Genomic DNA, 19,221 nt, shown 5'->3' on the forward strand with positions numbered 1-19,221 from the left:
TTGAGGCCTTTTTTGGTAGAATAGGTATCATTAAAATGAACTAGGAGGCGCCTATGACTGCTACAAAAATGAACGCACAAGAAATTATCCAATTTATCGCCAATGCTGAAAAGAAAACCAGTGTGAAAGTAACATTTGAGGGACAACTCGCAATTGCTGTACCTAGCTCTGTTGTCAAACTAGGAAATGTTCTATTCGGAGACTGGAAGGACGTGGCTCCGCTTCTCGACGGTTTGGTAGAAAATCAAGACTATGTTGTTGAGCAAGATGCTCGTAATTCCGCAGTTCCTTTGCTAGATAAACGTGCTATCAATGCTCGTATTGAGCCGGGTGCTGTTATCCGTGACCAGGTTGAAATTGGTGACAATGCTGTTATCATGATGGGAGCAGTTATCAATATCGGTGCTGAAATTGGTGCAGGAACTATGATTGACATGGGGGCTATCCTTGGTGGCCGTGCTATTGTTGGAAAAAACAGTCACGTTGGTGCAGGTGCCGTTCTTGCAGGTGTGATTGAGCCAGCTAGCGCAGAACCAGTCCGTGTTGGAGATAATGTTCTTATCGGCGCTAATGCAGTGGTTATCGAAGGGGTCCAAATCGGTAGTGGTTCAGTTGTCGCAGCAGGAGCTATTGTTACCCAAGATGTCCCAGAAAACGTGGTGGTAGCAGGTGTTCCAGCTCGTATCATCAAAGAGATTGATGCCCAAACCCAACAAAAAACAGCGCTAGAGGATGCGCTTCGTACCTTGTAATTTGTAAAAGAAAAATAGAGGCGGGACCCTTTTTCCAGCCTCTTTCTGCTATATAGGAGGATAGATAGATGTTAGATTTGATTCAGACTAGACGAGATTTGCACCAGATTCCAGAGATTGGCTTGGAGGAGTTCAAGACTCATGCTTATTTGCTAGATGTGATTGAGAAATTGACTGCAGGCAAGGACTTTGTTCAAGTTCGTACTTGGCGGACAGGTATTTTGGTTTACTTGCAGGGAAGTCAGCCAGAGCGTACTATTGGTTGGAGAACAGATATTGATGGTCTGCCGATCATCGAGCAAACAGGCCTTCCTTTCGTCTCTCAGCACCAAGGTCGTATGCATGCTTGTGGCCATGATTTCCACATGACTATTGCTTTGGGCTGTCTTGAGCGAGCCCTTGAGGAGCAACCAAAGAATAATCTGCTCTTTCTGTTTCAGCCTGCTGAAGAAAATGAAGCTGGTGGCATGCTCATGTATGAAGATGGCGCTTTTGGAGACTGGTTGCCAGACCAGTTTTATGGCCTCCATGTTCGGCCAGATTTGAAGGTTGGACAGATTGCGACTAATACTCATACACTCTTTGCAGGAACTTGCGAGGTGAAGATCCGTTTCAAAGGCAAAGGTGGCCACGCAGCTTTTCCACATGAAGCTAATGACGCTTTGGTGGCGGCTAGTTACTTTGTGACCCAGGTGCAGTCAGTGGTTAGCCGCAATGTCAACCCAATCGAGGGAGCAGTAGTGACCTTTGGTCTTTTCCAAGCCGGAACCACCAACAATGTCATCACAGATACAGCCTTTTTGCATGGAACTATTCGGGCCTTGACACAGGACATGAGTCTCTTGGTGCAAAAGCGGGTCAAAACAGTTGCAGAAGGAGTTGCAGCTGCCTTTGATATGGAAGTTGAAGTGGAACTCAAACAAGGTGGTTATCTGCCTGTTGAGAACAATCCAGCCTTGGCGCGTGAACTGATGGATTTCTTTGAAGAAAAAGAGGGAATTGAGTTGATTGATATCGAGCCTGCTATGACAGGTGAGGACTTTGGTTATCTTCTTTCGAAGGTAGATGGCGTTATGTTCTGGCTGGGTATCGATAGTCCCTACGCCCTTCATCATCCTCAGATGAGCCCCAAGGAAGAGGCACTAGCTATTGGGGTTGATGCGGTCTCTAGTTTCCTGAAAAAGAAGGCAGTAGAGTAGAGGGCTTGTCTATGAAAGCAGAATTACGCAAGCAAGTCTTGCAAGAAATGAAGGCGATATCTCAAGAGCAAAAACAGGCTATGGATCAAGCTTTAACGGATCAATTTTTGAAACATCCCTTCTACCAAGAAGCCAAGGTCATCGCAACCTACCTCTCTTTTCCTCATGAGTTTCAAACGCAGGAACTGATTGAGCAGGCGTTGAAGGACGGCAAGAAGGTTCTGATACCCAAAACCTATCCCAAGGGGCGCATGGACTTTGTGGTCTATGATCCACAGCAGTTGGTAAAAACTTCCTTTGGCTTACTGGAACCACAGGGAGATTTGGAAGTGGTGGATGCCTCTCAGATTGATTTGATTCATGTTCCTGGTCTGGCTTTTACGACGGAGGGATATCGGATTGGATACGGTGGAGGTTATTATGACCGCTATCTGAAACATTTTCCTGGTCATACTTTGAGTACGGTTTATCCTTGTCAAATTCAGGACTTTATCCCTGAAAAGCATGATATTCCTGTTCAGGAGGTATTAATTGATGAAGGAAATCTTTGATAGGCGTTACCCTGTGACGAGTTTCTTCCTCTTAGTGACGGCCTTGGTATTTCTACTAATGTTGGTGACTACAGGTGGAAATTTTGACAGGGCGGATACATTATTTCGATTTGGAGCCATGTATGGGCCTGTCATTCGTCTCTTTCCAGAGCAGATTTGGCGTCTCTTCTCTGCCATTTTTGTTCATATTGGGTGGGAGCATTTCATTGTTAATATGCTTTCGCTCTATTATCTTGGTAGGCAAGTAGAGGAGATTTTCGGTTCTAAGCAGTTTTTCTTTCTCTATCTCTTATCAGGAATGATGGGCAATCTATTTGTTTTTGAGTTTAGTCCAAAATCCTTAGCAGCAGGAGCTTCTACTTCTCTCTATGGGCTATTTGCTGCGATTATTGTTCTTCGCTATGCAACTCGTAATCCTTATATCCAGCAGTTGGGGCAATCCTATCTGACACTTTTTGTGGTTAACATTATTGGAAGTGTTCTGATTCCAGGAATCAGCCTAGCAGGCCATATCGGGGGAGCAGTTGGTGCAGCATTTCTAGCAATTATCTTTCCAGTTAGAGGAGAAAGACGGATGTATAGCGCTAGTCAGAGATTGGTAGCGTTAGTCTTGTTCGTAGTACTCGCAGTCTTGCTTCTCTACAAGGGAATGGGAATGTGAAGAAGTTGGAAGACAATTTGTGTAATGAAAAAAGATAAGGAATTTTTCGAACCTTATCTTTTTTGTTTTATACTCAATGAAAATCAGAGAGCAAACTAGGAAGCTAACCGCAGGCTGTACTTGAGTACGGCAAGATGAAGCTAACGTGGTTTGAAGAGATTTTCGAAGAGTATTATTCCTTCTCTGCTAATTCTTTTCCAAGTTGGATGAGGTAATCTTTCAAGTCATCTTTGACTTGTGGGTGCTTGAGGGCGTAGTCAATAGAGGTTTTCATAAAGCCAAACTTATCCCCAACGTCGTAACGAGCTCCTGTAAATTCACGGGCAAAAACACGCTGTGTTTTATTGAGCGTATCAATAGCATCAGTAAGTTGGATTTCATTTCCAGCACCAGGAGTTTGATTTTCTAAGATATCAAAAATTTCAGGTGTGAGTAGATAGCGACCGATGATTGCCAAATCACTTGGTGCATCTTCGGGAGCTGGTTTTTCTACGAAAGTTTCAACACTATAGAGTCCATTACTTCCTTCACCCTGAGGAGCGATAACCCCGTATGATGAAACGTCTTCGTGTGGTACAGGCATGACAGCAATGGTTGATGCGTGTGTCTTTTCGTAATCATTCATCAGTTGTTTTGTCAAAGGAACGGCATTCTCATTTGTGATGTCCATAAGGTCATCACCCAGCATAACAACGAAGGGCTCATTCCCTACAAAAGCTTTGGCTTGTAGGACAGCGTCTCCAAGACCACGAGGGTGAGTTTGGCGAATGAAATGGAGGCGCATACCAGTTGCTTCATCTACCAATTTTAACAAATCCGTTTTGCCTTTTTCCTTAAGATTGTATTCAAGCTCAAAGTTTGAGTCAAAGTGGTCTTCAATAGAACGTTTTGATTTACCAGTGACAACCAGAATATCTTCAATACCAGATTTAAGAGCTTCTTCTACGATAAATTGGATAGTTGGTTTGTCCACAATTGGCAACATTTCTTTAGCAAGTGCTTTGGTTGCTGGTAAAAATCGAGTTCCAAGTCCAGCGGCAGGGATGACTGCCTTTCTAACTTTTGATGTCATAAGAATCCTTTCTTTAGAGGGTTAAGACCACTCATTTTCTGCTTTAAATTCATTGTTCATGATGCCATAAATGGCATCTTTAATATTGGTTCCGTGGTAGATAACTTGGTAAATGGCCTGTGTAATGGGCATATAGACTCCAAGTTCTTGGGCTAGTTCATAGGCTGCTCGGGTCGTTGAAATTCCTTCAATTACCATGCCCATATTGGCTTCTATATCAGCTAGGGATTCTCCACGACCAAGAGCATCTCCGGCTCTCCAGTTACGAGAGTGGATGGAGGTTCCCGTTACGATCAAATCTCCTACACCAGACAAGCCACTATAGGTCAATGGACTGGCACCGAGTGCTACTCCTAAGCGGGTAATTTCTGCCAAGCCTCGAGCGATGATGGCTGCTTTAGCATTGTCACCAAATCCCAAACCATGTAAAGCTCCAGCACCGACAGCAATAATATTTTTAAGAGCACCAGCAGTTTCAACTCCAATAACATCCGTATTGGTATAAAGTCGGAAGTAGTGATTACTAAAGAGTTCTTGAACGTATTGAGCTGTTTGTAAATTTTTAGAAGCAGCAGTGATTAAAGTCAGGTCACGTACAATGGTCTCTTCTGCATGGCTAGGCCCTGAGACAACGACGATATCACTACGGAGATGTTCAGGAATTTCTTCTTCAAGGATGGTTGATAATCGTTTATGGCTATCAGGCTCTAATCCCTTTGAAGCGTGCATGATGATAGCCTTATGGTCCAAGGTTTTTGCAACTTGTTGGGCAACAAGTCGTGTCACTTTTGTTGGGACAACAAACAAAATCGCATCCACATTTTTTAATGCCTCTGCTAAGTCGGTGTAGGCAATGATATTTTCGTCTAGAACGACATCTTTAAAGTAGTGCTTATTAGTATGGTGTGTATTAATTTCATTGATTTGCTCGGGAAGATTTCCCCAAATACGTACCTCGTGTCCATTGTCATTTAAGACTTGTGAAAGGGCAGTTCCCCAAGAACCAGGCCCCAAGACGGCGATGGTTTGTTTTTCCATGTTTTCCTCCTTGATAGAGTTCTCTTTTTATTTTATCACATTCTAGGGGATTTTGCACTTGCATTGCTGGGGAGTGGTGGCTTTGTTACTTGAAAAATACACAAAAACCGAGACGAAGTGATAAACTCTTAGTCTCGGTTTTGATATTCCTTAAAAGAATAGCTAGGTTTATTTCAATTGATCTGTAATGTCTTTTGATAGCAACATTCCTAGGTGATAAGTTTTATTGATGTAAGCAATGACATCATTGATATTTTCAGTTGTGTGAATTTTATCCTTGATGTCAGCCCTAAATGTTTCATCCTTCAAAAGTTGTTCTTGGTAGAGTCTTTGCAGTCTCTCCTTCTCGTACTTATTGAGCAAAAAAAGGAAAACCAAGCTAATCACAACGAGGATATAAGCATATTGGCTCATAGGAAATCTCCCTGTATGGTAAAGAAGTAGTAGTGAATAAATCGATTTAGTGGACCTAAAATAGCAGAACAAGTCAGCAAAACTTGATAAGATTTTTGATAGACCTCTAAACCAAATTACGTATAGGATTTGGTCTTAGTTACTTAGACTGCTTTACAATCAAGTAACTTGAAGATTACGACATGAACCAAACCAAATCGATATTATTGGGTTAGATGAATTAGTGAAGCGTTTAGGTAAGTATCTCTGGTTACGACGTAAAGAAACATAAATCGATAATATTTATGTTTCTTTACTAGTGAAGCGCCTAGCCAAATCTCCGACAGGATTTGGTCTTAATTACTTAGACTGCTTTTTAATCAAGTAACTTGAAGATTACGACATGAACCAAACCAAATCGATATTATTTGGTTTGGTGAATTAGTGAAGCGTTTAGGCAATTCGCCATATAGCGATTGCCGTCAAGAGACTAGGAACTTTAGTTCCAGTCTCTTGTAACGATTTACATCTTCTCTGGCGCCTCTACTCCGAGCAAGCGAAGGGCTTCTTTGAGAACGACTGCGGTTGCGTAGCTGAGGGCTAGACGGCTGTCGCGTTCTGGACTTTCATCCAAGATGCGGGTATGTGCATAGTACTTGTTGAAGGCTTGAGCCAGGCTAATTGCAAATTTAGCAATGATAGAAGGTTCAAAGTTATCCGCCGCACGGTTGATAATACGTGGAAAGTCTTGGATGAGTTTGATGATTTCCCAGCTTTCAGCATCATTCAAGCTATAGTTGCCAGCTGTTTCTGGTTTGAAATCCGCTTTGCGCAAGATAGATTGGATACGAGCGTAGGCGTATTGAACATAAGGTCCAGTTTCCCCCTCGAAGGATACCATAGCCTCTAGGTCGAAGTCGTATCCATTTGTACGGTCGGTCTTGAGGTCATAGAATTTAATGGCTCCAACCCCAACAGCATGCGCTACTTGGTCTTTATTTTCAAGTTCAGGATTTTTAGCTTCAATTTGGGCTTTGGCACGGCTAACAGCCTCTGCAACTGTAGGCTCTAGCAAGATGACATTCCCTTTACGAGTAGAGAGTTTCTTCCCTTCTTTTGTAACCAAACCAAAAGGAACGTGGGTAATGTCGTCACTCCAATCGTAGCCCATCTCTTGCAAAACAGCTTTGAGTTGTTTAAAGTGGGCAGATTGCTCTTGACCAACGACGTAGATAGATTTAGCAAATTGGTATTCGTTTTTACGGTAAAGAGCTGCAGCCAAGTCACGTGTGATGTAGAGAGTTGCACCATCAGATTTTTTGATAAGGGCTGGATGTTCAATTCCATATTTCTCAAGATTCACAACTTGGGCACCTTCTGATTCAACAAGAAGGCCTTTTTCAGAAAGAATGTCTACAACTGCATCCATCTTATCGTTGTAGAAGGCTTCTCCATTGTAGCTGTCAAATTCGACTTGCAATTCATTGTAAAGGCGGTTAAATTCCACCAAACTTTCATCACGGAACCATTGCCAAAGTGCGAGAGCTTCCTCGTCTCCATTTTCAAGTTTACGGAACCATTCGCGTGCTTCTTCATCCAAGCTAGGGTCATTTTCAGCCTCAGCATTGATGCGGACATAGAGTTTAAGAAGTTCATCGATTGGATGAGCTTTTACAGCTTCTTCGTCGCCCCATTTTTTGTAGGCAACAATCAACATCCCAAACTGTTTACCCCAGTCTCCCAAATGGTTGACCTTGACCGTTTGATAACCGATTTTTTGGAAAATATGTGACAAGCTATCTCCGATAACAGTTGAGCGTAGGTGACCAATAGAAAATGGTTTAGCGATATTGGGACTAGACATGTCGATAACAACATTTTCTTGTTTACCAATAGTTTGGTCAGCATAGTGTTCTTTTTCAGTGATAACCGCTTGCAACACTTGAGCAGAAATGGCAGATTTATCAAGGAAAAAGTTGACGTAAGGTCCTGTTGCAACAACCTTTTCAAAGGCTTGGCTATTAATTTTTTCAGCCAGTTCAGCCGCAATCATTTGAGGTGCTTTACGTTCGACTTTTGCAAGAGAAAAAGCAGGAAAAGCAATGTCTCCCATTTCTGAGTTTTTAGGGGTTTCCAGTAAATTTAAAATAGCCTCTTGGTCCAGGCTATCAATGATGCTAGCCAATTCGCTAGCAATCAATTCTTTTGTATTCATTAAGAGCTCCTTTTTGGACTTTTCTACTATTTTATCACAATTTTAAAGAAAGAAGAAAAAATTTTTGAAATCTCCTATTTTTTTGGTATAATATAGTTATAAAAATAGTTATAAATATTCACATAAGAGGATTTTATGAGAAAAAGAGATCGTCATCAGTTAATAAAAAAAATGATTACTGAGGAGAAATTAAGTACACAAAAAGAAATTCAAGATCGGTTGGAGGCACACAATGTCTTTGTGACTCAGACCACCTTGTCTCGTGATTTGCGCGAAATCGGCTTGACCAAGGTCAAGAAAAATGATATGGTGTATTATGTACTAGCAAATGAGACAGAAAAGATTGATTTGGTGGAATTTTTGTCTCATCATTTAGAAGGTGTTGCAAGAGCAGAGTTTACCTTGGTACTTCATACCAAACTGGGAGAAGCCTCTGTTTTGGCAAATATTGTAGATGCAAACAAGGATGAATGGATTTTAGGAACAGTTGCTGGTGCCAATACCTTATTGGTCATTTGTCGAGACCAGCACGTTGCCAAACTCATGGAAGATCGTTTGCTAGATTTGATGAAAGATAAGTAAGGTCTTGGGAGTTGCTCTCAAGACTTATTTTTGACAAGGAGAGACGGAAAATGGCGACAGAAAAGCTATCACCCGGCATGCAACAGTATGTGGATATTAAAAAGCAATATCCAGATGCTTTTTTGCTCTTTCGGATGGGTGATTTTTATGAATTATTTTATGAGGATGCGGTCAATGCTGCGCAGATTCTGGAAATTTCCTTAACGAGTCGCAACAAGAATGCCGACAATCCGATTCCTATGGCGGGTGTTCCCTATCATTCTGCCCAACAGTACATTGATGTCTTGATTGAGCAGGGTTATAAGGTGGCTATCGCAGAGCAGATGGAAGATCCTAAACAAGCAGTTGGGGTTGTGAAACGAGAGGTTGTTCAGGTCATTACGCCAGGAACAGTGGTCGATAGTAGTAAGCCGGACAGTCAGAATAATTTTTTGGTTGCCATAGACCGCGAAGGCAATCAATTTGGCCTAGCTTATATGGACCTGGTGACGGGTGACTTTTATGTGACAGGTCTTTTGGATTTCACGCTGGTTTGTGGGGAAATCCGTAATCTCAAAGCGCGAGAAGTGGTGCTGGGATATGACTTGTCTGAGGAAGAGGAACAAATCCTTTGTCGTCAGATGAATCTGGTACTTTCCTATGAAAAAGAAGGCTTTGAAGACCTTCATTTACTGGATTTACGATTAGCAGCTGTGGAGCAAGCAGCATCTAGTAAGCTACTCCAGTATGTTCATCGAACTCAGATGAGGGAATTGAACCACCTCAAACCTGTTATCCGCTATGAAATCAAGGATTTCTTGCAGATGGATTATGCGACCAAGGCTAGTCTGGATTTGGTTGAAAATGCCCGTTCAGGCAAGAAGCAAGGCAGTCTTTTCTGGCTTTTGGATGAAACCAAAACAGCTATGGGTATGCGGCTCTTGCGTTCTTGGATTCATCGTCCTTTGATTGATAAGGAACGAATCATCCAACGTCAAGAAGTGGTGCAGGTCTTCCTCGACCATTTCTTTGAGCGTAGTGATTTGACAGACAGTCTCAAGGGAGTTTATGATATCGAACGATTGGCTAGTCGGGTTTCTTTTGGCAAAACCAATCCCAAGGATCTCTTGCAGCTGGCGACCACCTTGTCCAGTGTGCCACGGATCCGAGCGATTTTAGAAGGGATGGAGCAACCTGCTCTAGCCTATCTCATCGAACAACTGGATGGAATCCCTGAGTTGGAGAGCTTGATTAGCGCAGCGATTGCTCCTGAAGCTCCTCATGTGATTACGGAAGGTGGTATTATCCGCACTGGATTTGATGAGACTTTAGACAAGTACCGTCGCGTTCTCAGAGAAGGGACTGGTTGGATTGCTGAGATTGAGGCTAAGGAACGCGAAAACTCTGGTATCAGCACGCTTAAGATTGACTACAATAAAAAGGATGGCTACTATTTCCATGTGACCAATTCTCAACTGGGAAATGTACCTGCCCACTTTTTCCGCAAGGCGACGCTGAAAAACTCAGAACGCTTCGGTACCGAGGAATTAGCTCGTATCGAAGGCGACATGCTGGAGGCGCGTGAGAAGTCAGCCACCCTAGAGTATGAAATCTTTATGCGTATCCGTGAGGAAGTCAGCAAGTACATCCAGCGTTTGCAGGCTTTAGCTCAAGGAATTGCGACCGTTGATGTCTTGCAAAGTCTGGCAGTTGTTGCTGAAACCCAGCATTTGATTCGACCTGAATTCGGAGATGATTCGCGAATTGATATCCAGAAAGGGCGTCATGCTGTCGTTGAAAAGGTTATGGGGGCTCAGACCTATATTCCAAATACGATTCAGATGGCAGAAGATACCAGTATTCAACTGATTACAGGGCCAAACATGAGTGGTAAGTCAACCTATATGCGTCAGTTAGCCATGACGGCAGTTATGGCCCAGTTGGGTTCTTATGTGCCAGCAGAAAGCGCCCATTTGCCGATTTTCGATGCCATTTTTACCCGTATCGGAGCAGCAGATGACTTGGTTTCAGGCCAATCAACCTTTATGGTGGAGATGATGGAGGCCAACAATGCCATTTCGCATGCGACCAAGAACTCTCTCATTCTCTTTGATGAATTAGGACGGGGAACTGCAACTTATGATGGTATGGCTCTTGCCCAGTCTATCATCGAATACATTCATGAGCATATCGGAGCCAAGACCCTCTTTGCGACCCACTACCATGAGTTGACTAGTCTGGAGTCTAGCTTGGAACACTTGGTCAATGTTCACGTGGCAACCTTGGAGCAGGATGGGCAGGTCACCTTCCTTCACAAGATTGAACCAGGACCAGCCGATAAATCCTACGGTATCCATGTTGCTAAGATTGCTGGTTTGCCAGCAGATCTCCTAGCAAGAGCGGATAAGATTTTGACTCAGTTAGAGAGTCAAGGTACAGAAAGTCCTGCTCCCATGAGACAAACAAGTGACGTCACTGAACAGATTTCACTCTTTGATACACCTGAAGAGCATCCTATCCTAGCAGAATTGTCTAAACTGGATGTTTACAATATGACACCTATGCAGGCTATGAATGTCTTGGTCGAGTTAAAACAGAAACTATAAAGAGAAAATTACTGGTCATTCTAGCTGTATCAAGGAGACTTCTTTGACAAGTTCCCACTTTTTTGTTAGAATAACATCACACAAACAGAATGAAAAGGAGCTGACGCATTGTCGCTCCCTTTTGTCTATTTTTTAAGGAGAAAGTATGCTGATTCAGAAAATAAAAACCTACAAGTGGCAGGCCTTAGCTTCGCTCCTGATGACGGGCTTGATGGTTGCTAGTTCACTTTTGCAACCGCGTTATCTGCAGGAAGTGTTAGACGCCCTCCTTGCTGGAAAATATGAAGCTATTTATAGTATCGGGGCTTGGTTGATTGGTGTGGCCTTGGTTGGTCTAGTTGCTGGTGGTCTCAATGTTGTCCTTGCAGCCTATATTGCCCAAGGAGTTTCATCCGACCTTCGGGAGGACGCCTTCCGTAAAATCCAAACCTTTTCTTATGCCAATATTGAACAATTTAATGCGGGAAATCTAGTCGTTCGAATGACAAATGATATCAACCAGATTCAGAACGTGGTCATGATGACCTTCCAAATTCTTTTCAGACTTCCTCTCTTGTTCATCGGTTCGTTTATCCTGGCGGTTCAAACTTTGCCCTCTCTGTGGTGGGTGATTGTTCTCATGGTAATCTTAATTTTTGGCTTGACTGCCGTCATGATGGGAATGATGGGGCCTCGTTTTGCCAAGTTTCAAACCCTTCTTGAACGCATCAATGCCATTGCCAAGGAAAATTTGCGTGGCGTTCGTGTGGTCAAGTCCTTTGTCCAAGAAAAAGAGCAGTTTGCTAAGTTTACGGAGGTTTCAGACGAGCTTCTTGGTCAAAACCTTTACATTGGTTATGCCTTTTCAGTAGTGGAACCTTTCATGATGTTGGTCGGTTATGGGGCGGTATTCCTCTCTATTTGGCTAGTTGCAGGGATGGTTCAGTCGGATCCGTCAGTTGTTGGCTCCATTGCTTCCTTTGTCAATTACCTAAGCCAGATTATCTTTACCATTGTCATGGTTGGATTTTTGGGAAACTCTGTCAGCCGTGCCATGATTTCCATGCGTCGTATTCGAGAAATTCTTGATGCAGAGCCAGCTATGACCTTCAAGGATGTCCCAGATGAAGAGTTGGTCGGAAGTCTTAGCTTTGAAAATGTGACCTTTACCTATCCAATGGATAAGGAACCGATGCTGAAAGATGTGAGCTTTACTATTGAACCTGGTCAGATGATTGGTGTAGTTGGAGCGACTGGTGCAGGAAAATCAACCTTGGCTCAATTGATTCCACGTCTCTTTGACCCGCAGGAAGGGGCCATCAAAATTGGAGGCAAGGATATTCGAGAAGTGAGTGAAGGAACCTTGCGTAAAACTGTTTCTATCGTTCTTCAACGTGCCATTCTCTTTAGTGGAACGATTGCAGATAACTTGAGACAGGGTAAGGGAGATGCTACTCTATTTGAAATGGAACGCGCAGCTAATATTGCCCAAGCCAGTGAATTCATTCATCGTATGGAGAAAACCTTTGAAAGTCCAGTTGAGGAACGGGGAACCAATTTCTCAGGTGGGCAAAAACAAAGGATGTCGATTGCGCGTGGGATTGTCAGCAATCCACGTATTCTGATTTTTGACGATTCGACCTCGGCCTTGGATGCCAAGTCAGAGCGCCTAGTGCAAGAAGCCTTGAATAAGGACTTGAAGGGAACAACAACCATTATCATCGCTCAAAAGATTAGCTCGGTTGTTCATGCAGATAAAATCTTGGTTCTGGATCAAGGACGATTGATTGGTCAAGGGACGCATGCAGACTTGGTTGCCAACAATGCCGTTTACCGTGAAATCTATGAGACACAGAAAGGAAAGGAGGAGTAAAATGAAGACAGTTCAATTTTTTTGGAATTATTTTAAAGTCTATAAGCTATCATTTGTAGTTGTCATCCTGATGATTGTTCTGGCTACTCTTGCCCAAGCTCTCTTTCCGGTATTTTCTGGACAAGCAGTGACGCAGCTAGCTAATTTAGTTCAAGCTTATCAAGATGGCAATCCAGAACTTGTTTGGCAAAGTCTATCAGGAATCATGGTCAATCTTGGCCTGCTGGTTTTGGTTCTATTTATCTCTAGTGTGATATACATGTGTCTCATGACGCGCGTGATTGCAGAGTCGACAAACGAGATGCGCAAAGGCCTCTTCGGTAAGCTTGCTCGCTTGACGGTTTCTTTCTTTGACCGTCGACAAGATGGGGATATCTTGTCTCGTTTTACCAGTGATTTGGATAATATCCTTCAAGCCTTTAACGAGAGCTTGATTCAGGTCATGAGCAATATTGTTTTATATATTGGTCTGATTCTTGTCATGTTTTCGAGAAATGTGACGCTGGCCCTCATCACCATTGCCAGCACACCAGTTGCTTTCCTCATGCTGATTTTCATCGTAAAAATGGCACGGAAATATACCAACCTCCAGCAGAAAGAGGTAGGGAAGCTCAACGCCTATATGGACGAGAGTATTTCAGGCCAAAAAGCTGTCATTGTGCAAGGTATTCAAGAGGATATGATGGCAGGATTTCTTGAACAAAATGAGCGCGTGCGCAAGGCAACCTTTAAAGGAAGAATGTTCTCAGGAATTCTGTTCCCTGTCATGAATGGGATGAGTCTGGTTAATACAGCCATCGTCATCTTTGCTGGTTCAGCTGTACTTTTGAATGATAAGTCTATCGAAACAAGTACAGCCCTAGGTTTGATTGTTATGTTTGCCCAATTTTCACAGCAGTACTACCAGCCTATTATCCAAGTTGCAGCTAGTTGGGGAAGCCTTCAGTTAGCCTTTACAGGTGCTGAACGGATTCAGGAAATGTTTGACGCAGAGGAAGAAATCCGACCTAAGAAGGCGCCGATCTTTACTAAGTTGCAAGAAGGTGTTGAAATCAGTCATATTGATTTTTCATACCTGCCTGATAAACCTATTTTGAAAGATGTCAGCATTTCTGCCCCTAAAGGCCAGATGACAGCAGTTGTTGGTCCGACGGGTTCAGGAAAAACCACCATTATGAACCTTATCAATCGCTTTTATGATGTTGATGCTGGTGGGATCTATTTTGATGGCAAAGACATTCGTGACTATGACTTGGATAGTCTCAGAAGTAAGGTGGGAATTGTCTTGCAAGATTCGGTTTTATTTAGCGGAACGATTCGAGACAATATCCGTTTTGGTGTGCCAGATGCCAGTCAAGAAATGGTTGAGGCAGCAGCCAAGGCAACCCACATTCACGACTATATCGAAAGCTTACCTGATAAGTACGATACTCTTATAGATGATGACCAGAGCATCTTCTCAACAGGCCAGAAACAATTGATTTCTATCGCTCGAACCCTGATGACAGATCCAGAAGTTCTCATTCTCGATGAAGCAACTTCAAACGTAGATACGGTGACAGAAAGCAAGATTCAGCATGCCATGGAGGCGGTTGTAGCAGGCAGAACCAGTTTCGTCATTGCCCACCGTTTGAAGACCATCCTCAATGCAGACCAGATTATTGTCCTTAAAGATGGAGAAGTCATTGAACGCGGTAATCACCATGAACTTTTGAAACTAGGTGGCTTCTATTCAGAACTCTATCACAATCAATTTATTTTTGAATAAGAAAGAAGTTGTCCTATGTGGGCAGCTTTTTCTTGTCCATAAAAAATATTTATCACGGCCTTTAAAAAAACATATTAGACGAAAGTCATTTTGAGTGATATGATAGGACTATCGTTAACATTCGAAAGGAGAGACATCATGCCTAGAACGGTTGTAGGAGTTGCCGCAAATCTATGTCCCGTAGACGCGGAAGGAAAAAACATTCATTCATCTGTATCTTGTAGATTCGCAGAGAGCATTCGTCAAGTCGGCGGTCTCCCTTTAGTCATTCCTGTTGGTGACGAGTCAGTCGTGCGCGATTATGTAGAAATGATTGACAAGCTCATCTTGACAGGTGGGCAAAATGTCCATCCTCAATTTTACGGAGAGAAAAAGACCATCGAGAGCGACGATTACAATCTAGTGCGTGATGAATTTGAATTGGCGCTTTTGAAAGAAGCGCTCCGTCAGAATAAACCAATTATGGCAATCTGCCGTGGTGTTCAACTTGTCAATGTTGCCTTTGGCGGAACCCTCAATCAAGAAATCGAAGGTCACTGGCAAGGACTGCCTTTCGGAACATCTCACTCTATTGAGACAGTAGAAGGAAGCGTGGTGGCTAAGCTATTCGGAAAAGAAAGTCAGGTTAACTCAGTTCATCGTCAAAGTATTAAAGATTTGGCACCTAATTTCCGTGTAACTGCTATTGATCCAAGAGACCAAACTATTGAAGCGATTGAGTCTATCGACGAGCACCGCATTATCGGTTTACAGTGGCATCCAGAGTTTTTGGTTAATGAAGAAGATGGCAATTTAGAATTATTTGAGTATTTATTGAATGAACTGTAACGACTGGAACATCTAGTCGTTCTTTCTTTTATTTTTTCAAAATTTTTGGAATGTGGCATTTTTACGCAAACGTTTGAATTCTGATAAAAATTGGAGAAATTCGACAAAAAAACTTGAAAAAAAAGAAGGTAAGCGTTATGATAGAAAAGAAGAAATATTGGAGGAATAACATGTCACATATTAAATTTGATTATTCAAAAGTTTTAGACAAATTTGTTGCACCACATGAAGTGGAATACATGCAATCACAAGTAACAGCAGCAGATGAATTGATCCGTAAAGGAACTGGTGCTGGTAGCGACTTCTTGGGATGGTTGGATCTTCCTGAAAACTACGACCGTGAAGAATTTGACCGTATCTTGAAAGCTGCTGAGCAAATCAAATCAGACAGCGATGTCTTGGTTGTAATCGGTATCGGTGGATCTTACCTTGGTGCCAAAGCAGCAATCGACTTCTTGAACCACCACTTTGCTAACTTGCAAACAAAAGAAGAACGTAAGGCTCCACAAATCCTTTACGCAGGAAACTCAATCTCATCTACTTACCTTGCTGACTTGGTAGAGTATGTTGCAGACAAAGACTTCTCAGTAAACGTGATTTCTAAATCAGGTACAACAACTGAACCAGCGATTGCTTTCCGTGTCTTCAAAGAACTTTTGGTTAAGAAATACGGTCAAGAAGAAGCTAACAAACGTATCTATGCAACAACTGACCGCCAAAAAGGTGCTGTTAAGGTTGAAGCAGACGCTAACGGTTGGGAAACATTTGTTGTTCCAGATGACATTGGTGGACGCTTCTCAGTATTGACAGCTGTTGGTTTGCTTCCAATCGCAGCATCAGGAGCTGACATCAAAGCCCTTATGGAAGGTGCGAATGCAGCTCGCAAAGACTACACTTCAGACAAAATCTCTGCAAACGAAGCTTACCAATATGCAGCTGTTCGTAACATCCTTTACCGTAAAGGCTATGCAACTGAAATCTTGGTAAACTATGAGCCATCACTTCAATACTTCTCAGAGTGGTGGAAACAATTGGCTGGTGAATCAGAAGGAAAAGACCAAAAAGGTATCTACCCAACTTCAGCTAACTTCTCAACTGACTTGCACTCACTTGGTCAATTTATCCAAGAAGGAACTCGTATCATGTTTGAAACAGTTGTCCGTGTTGACAAACCTCGTAAAAACGTGATTATCCCTAGCTTGGAAGAAGACCTTGATGGACTTGGTTACCTTCAAGGAAAAGACGTTGACTTTGTAAACAAAAAAGCGACTGATGGTGTTCTTCTTGCCCACACAGATGGTGATGTACCAAACATGTACGTGACTCTTCCAGAGCAAGATGCTTTCACTCTTGGTTACACTATCTACTTCTTCGAATTGGCTATCGCCCTTTCAGGTTACTTGAATGCTATCAACCCATTTGACCAACCAGGTGTTGAAGCTTACAAACGTAACATGTTTGCTCTCCTTGGAAAACCAGGATTTGAAGAATTAAGCAAAGAACTTAACGCACGTCTATAATAGAAGAAAAGAGTGGTTTGTCCACTCTTTTTACTCTCTTTATCCATAGAAATTGGACTCAGCCAAGACTTGTGATATAATATAGAGAGCAAAAAGGCAGACGCCTAGAGACTTTATAGGAGAAACTATGTCAAAAGATATCCGCGTACGTTACGCACCAAGTCCAACAGGACTACTACACATCGGGAATGCCCGTACAGCATTGTTCAACTACCTTTACGCACGTCATCATGGTGGAACTTTTATCATTCGTATCGAAGATACTGACCGTAAACGTCATGTCGAGGATGGTGAACGTTCACAACTTGAAAACCTTCGCTGGTTAGGTATGGATTGGGATGAAAGCCCAGAAACACATGAAAATTACCGCCAGTCTGAGCGTTTGGACTTGTATCAAAAATACATCGACCAACTGTTAGCTGAAGGAAAAGCCTACAAATCTTACGTTACAGAAGAAGAGTTGGCAGCTGAACGCGAACGCCAAGAAGCAGCTGGCGAAACACCACGCTACATCAATGAATACCTTGGTATGAGTGAAGAAGAAAAAGCAGCTTACATCGCAGAACGTGAAGCAGCAGGGATCATCCCAACTGTTCGTTTGGCTGTCAATGAGTCAGGTATCTACAAGTGGCATGATATGGTCAAAGGTGATATCGAATTTGAAGGTGGCAATATCGGTGGTGACTGGGTTATCCAAAAGAAAGACGGTTACCCAACTTACAACTTTGCCGTTGTCATTGATGACCATGATATGCAAATTTCTCACGTAATCCGTGGAGACGATCACATTGCTAATACACCAAAACAGCTCATGGTTTATGAAGCACTTGGTTGGGAAGCTCCAGAGTTTGGTCACATGACCTTGATTATCAACTCTGAGACTGGTAAGAAGTTATCTAAACGTGATACTAATACACTTCAATTTATCGAAGATTACCGAAAGAAAGGTTACCTTCCAGAAGCAGTCTTTAACTTTATTGCTCTTCTTGGTTGGAACCCAGGTGGCGAAGATGAAATCTTCTCTCGTGAAGAACTCATTAAACTTTTCGATGAAAACCGCCTCAGCAAGTCACCAGCAGCCTTTGATCAGAAGAAACTCGACTGGATGAGCAATGATTATATCAAGAATGCAAACCTAGAAACTATCTTTGAAATGGCAAAACCATTCTTAGAGGAAGCAGGCCGATTGACTGATAAGGCTGAAAAATTAGTTGAGCTATATAAACCACAAATGAAATCAGTAGATGAAATTATTCCATTGACAGATCTTTTCTTCTCAGATTTCCCAGAACTGACAGAAGCAGAGCGTGAAGTCATGGCGGGAGAAACAGTCCCAACAGTTCTTGAAGCCTTCAAAGCAAAACTTGAAGCAATGACAGATGATGAATTTGTGACAGAAAATATCTTCCCACAAATTAAAGCAGTCCAAAAAGAAACAGGTATTAAAGGGAAAAATCTTTTCATGCCTATTCGTATCGCTGTTTCAGGTGAAATGCATGGACCAGAATTACCAGATACAATTTTCTTGCTTGGACGTGAAAAATCAATTCAGCATATCGAAAATATGTTAAAGGAAATCTCTAAGTAAGAAGGATGCAACAATGGACATCTGGGAAAAGATGTACGAAGAAGCACAGAAGCTATACGATCCACATGAAGTATCAGACTTTGTTTATGCCAATCATGTTGTAGCTGCAGTAGAAGCAGAAGATGGACAAATATTTACAGGATTCTGTATGGAGGGAACCTGTGGTGTTTTCCATCTCTGCGCAGAGCGGGCGGCACTCTTTAATATGTACCAATTTTCAGGACAAACTAAGGTTAAAAAAGTATTAGCCTTTCGAGATAAACCACCTTATGGTGGAAGTTCAGCCATGCCTTGCGGTGATTGTAGAGAATTCCTTTTAGAGTTTAATGCTGAAAATAAAGATGCAGAATTCATGATGGACTACGATACAAGAAAGACGGTGAAAGTCGCAGAACTAATCCCATATTGGTGGGGAGAAGAACGTGCTTCTAAGTTTAATGAACAATAGAAGAGTCAGTACAATTCTGGCTCTTTTTACTATAATTTGAAAAACTGTACTTGAAAAAGAATTGAAAAATTTGTAAAAAGTTTAAAAAAGGTGTTGACAAAGTTTGAAAAGTCGGTATAATAGTAAGAGTTGAAAATAACAACTCTGGTCCGTTGGTCAAGGGGTTAAG

Annotated in this window: 16 protein-coding genes; 12 read left to right on the plus strand and 4 right to left on the minus strand. The window is 42.3% G+C overall.

Going from position 1 to position 19,221, the window contains the following annotated elements; genetic code table 11:
* Window positions 1–53 precede the first annotated feature (53 nt).
* The 4 genes from dapD to N8L90_RS05515 all read left to right on the plus strand — a co-directional run bounded on the left by dapD (window position 54) and on the right by N8L90_RS05515 (window position 3,163).
* Window positions 54–752: a 2,3,4,5-tetrahydropyridine-2,6-dicarboxylate N-acetyltransferase gene (gene dapD / locus N8L90_RS05500; protein WP_261024541.1), complete on the plus strand. Its 699-nt coding sequence runs from the start codon at window positions 54–56 to the stop codon at window positions 750–752.
* Between the two features lie 68 nt (window positions 753–820).
* Complete coding sequence (locus N8L90_RS05505; protein WP_219967264.1) at window positions 821–1,951, plus strand: N-acetyldiaminopimelate deacetylase; 1,131 nt, start codon at window positions 821–823, stop codon at window positions 1,949–1,951.
* Between the two features lie 11 nt (window positions 1,952–1,962).
* Window positions 1,963–2,502 (plus strand): 5-formyltetrahydrofolate cyclo-ligase, encoded by a 540-nt coding sequence (locus N8L90_RS05510; RefSeq protein WP_219967263.1) that lies wholly within the window; start codon window positions 1,963–1,965, stop codon window positions 2,500–2,502.
* Complete coding sequence (locus N8L90_RS05515) at window positions 2,486–3,163, plus strand: rhomboid family intramembrane serine protease (protein ID WP_261024543.1); 678 nt, start codon at window positions 2,486–2,488, stop codon at window positions 3,161–3,163. The genes N8L90_RS05510 and N8L90_RS05515 overlap by 17 nt, the downstream gene beginning before the upstream one ends.
* A gap of 172 nt (window positions 3,164–3,335) precedes the next feature.
* Here N8L90_RS05515 and galU read toward each other — a convergent pair whose 3' ends face one another.
* The 4 genes from galU to argS form a co-directional block, all read right to left on the minus strand.
* Entirely contained in the window at window positions 3,336–4,235 is a 900-nt protein-coding gene (gene galU / locus N8L90_RS05520) for a UTP--glucose-1-phosphate uridylyltransferase GalU (protein ID WP_261024544.1), read from the minus strand.
* Window positions 4,236–4,256: 21 nt separating this feature from the next.
* Window positions 4,257–5,273 (minus strand): NAD(P)H-dependent glycerol-3-phosphate dehydrogenase, encoded by a 1,017-nt coding sequence (locus tag N8L90_RS05525; RefSeq protein ID WP_261024545.1) that lies wholly within the window; start codon window positions 5,271–5,273, stop codon window positions 4,257–4,259.
* 168 nt (window positions 5,274–5,441) lie between these two features.
* Window positions 5,442–5,687, minus strand: a complete 246-nt coding sequence (locus N8L90_RS05530) for a MarR family transcriptional regulator (RefSeq protein ID WP_261024546.1) — start codon at window positions 5,685–5,687, stop codon at window positions 5,442–5,444.
* Between the two features lie 502 nt (window positions 5,688–6,189).
* Window positions 6,190–7,881: an arginine--tRNA ligase gene (argS, locus tag N8L90_RS05535; protein ID WP_102211563.1), complete on the minus strand. Its 1,692-nt coding sequence runs from the start codon at window positions 7,879–7,881 to the stop codon at window positions 6,190–6,192.
* Window positions 7,882–8,016: 135 nt separating this feature from the next.
* Between argS and argR the strand changes: the two genes are divergently transcribed.
* From argR to N8L90_RS05575, 8 genes are all read left to right on the plus strand, one after another.
* On the plus strand, window positions 8,017–8,463 hold the full coding sequence (gene argR, locus N8L90_RS05540; RefSeq protein WP_001231476.1) for an arginine repressor: 447 nt from the start codon (window positions 8,017–8,019) through the stop codon (window positions 8,461–8,463).
* A gap of 50 nt (window positions 8,464–8,513) precedes the next feature.
* Window positions 8,514–11,048 carry a DNA mismatch repair protein MutS gene (gene mutS / locus N8L90_RS05545; RefSeq protein WP_261024547.1) on the plus strand — a complete coding sequence of 845 codons (2,535 nt, stop codon included), beginning with the start codon at window positions 8,514–8,516 and terminating at the stop codon, window positions 11,046–11,048.
* 145 nt (window positions 11,049–11,193) lie between these two features.
* Entirely contained in the window at window positions 11,194–12,900 is a 1,707-nt protein-coding gene (gene patA / locus N8L90_RS05550) for a multidrug efflux ABC transporter subunit PatA (RefSeq protein WP_261024549.1), read from the plus strand.
* Between the two features lies 1 nt (window position 12,901).
* A complete protein-coding gene (gene patB / locus N8L90_RS05555) occupies window positions 12,902–14,668 on the plus strand; it encodes a multidrug efflux ABC transporter subunit PatB (RefSeq protein WP_261024551.1) in 1,767 nt (588 codons plus the stop codon).
* Window positions 14,669–14,806: 138 nt separating this feature from the next.
* The gene (locus N8L90_RS05560; RefSeq protein WP_001138351.1) at window positions 14,807–15,496 is read left to right on the plus strand and encodes a gamma-glutamyl-gamma-aminobutyrate hydrolase family protein; all 690 of its coding nucleotides are present in this window, start codon (window positions 14,807–14,809) and stop codon (window positions 15,494–15,496) included.
* Window positions 15,497–15,666: 170 nt separating this feature from the next.
* A complete protein-coding gene (locus N8L90_RS05565; RefSeq protein WP_261024552.1) occupies window positions 15,667–17,016 on the plus strand; it encodes a glucose-6-phosphate isomerase in 1,350 nt (449 codons plus the stop codon).
* Window positions 17,017–17,143: 127 nt separating this feature from the next.
* A complete protein-coding gene (gltX, locus tag N8L90_RS05570; RefSeq protein ID WP_261024553.1) occupies window positions 17,144–18,604 on the plus strand; it encodes a glutamate--tRNA ligase in 1,461 nt (486 codons plus the stop codon).
* 13 nt (window positions 18,605–18,617) lie between these two features.
* A complete protein-coding gene (locus N8L90_RS05575; protein ID WP_261024555.1) occupies window positions 18,618–19,052 on the plus strand; it encodes a cytidine deaminase family protein in 435 nt (144 codons plus the stop codon).
* The last annotated feature ends 169 nt before the right edge of the window (window positions 19,053–19,221 follow it).

Source organism: Streptococcus mitis (assembly GCF_946190115.1).
Lineage (GTDB): Bacteria > Bacillota > Bacilli > Lactobacillales > Streptococcaceae > Streptococcus > Streptococcus mitis_CO.

Bases quoted from the DNA above. Each gene is read 5' to 3' on its own strand.
- dapD (WP_261024541.1), top strand. From the start codon at position 54: ATGACTGCTACAAAAATGAACGCACAAGAAATTATCCAATTTATCGCC.
- N8L90_RS05505 (WP_219967264.1), top strand. From the start codon at position 821: ATGTTAGATTTGATTCAGACTAGACGAGATTTGCACCAGATTCCAGAG.
- N8L90_RS05510 (WP_219967263.1), top strand. From the start codon at position 1,963: ATGAAAGCAGAATTACGCAAGCAAGTCTTGCAAGAAATGAAGGCGATA.
- N8L90_RS05515 (WP_261024543.1), top strand. From the start codon at position 2,486: ATGAAGGAAATCTTTGATAGGCGTTACCCTGTGACGAGTTTCTTCCTC.
- galU (WP_261024544.1), bottom strand. From the start codon at position 4,235: ATGACATCAAAAGTTAGAAAGGCAGTCATCCCTGCCGCTGGACTTGGA.
- N8L90_RS05525 (WP_261024545.1), bottom strand. From the start codon at position 5,273: ATGGAAAAACAAACCATCGCCGTCTTGGGGCCTGGTTCTTGGGGAACT.
- N8L90_RS05530 (WP_261024546.1), bottom strand. From the start codon at position 5,687: ATGAGCCAATATGCTTATATCCTCGTTGTGATTAGCTTGGTTTTCCTT.
- argS (WP_102211563.1), bottom strand. From the start codon at position 7,881: ATGAATACAAAAGAATTGATTGCTAGCGAATTGGCTAGCATCATTGAT.
- argR (WP_001231476.1), top strand. From the start codon at position 8,017: ATGAGAAAAAGAGATCGTCATCAGTTAATAAAAAAAATGATTACTGAG.
- mutS (WP_261024547.1), top strand. From the start codon at position 8,514: ATGGCGACAGAAAAGCTATCACCCGGCATGCAACAGTATGTGGATATT.
- patA (WP_261024549.1), top strand. From the start codon at position 11,194: ATGCTGATTCAGAAAATAAAAACCTACAAGTGGCAGGCCTTAGCTTCG.
- patB (WP_261024551.1), top strand. From the start codon at position 12,902: ATGAAGACAGTTCAATTTTTTTGGAATTATTTTAAAGTCTATAAGCTA.
- N8L90_RS05560 (WP_001138351.1), top strand. From the start codon at position 14,807: ATGCCTAGAACGGTTGTAGGAGTTGCCGCAAATCTATGTCCCGTAGAC.
- N8L90_RS05565 (WP_261024552.1), top strand. From the start codon at position 15,667: ATGTCACATATTAAATTTGATTATTCAAAAGTTTTAGACAAATTTGTT.
- gltX (WP_261024553.1), top strand. From the start codon at position 17,144: ATGTCAAAAGATATCCGCGTACGTTACGCACCAAGTCCAACAGGACTA.
- N8L90_RS05575 (WP_261024555.1), top strand. From the start codon at position 18,618: ATGGACATCTGGGAAAAGATGTACGAAGAAGCACAGAAGCTATACGAT.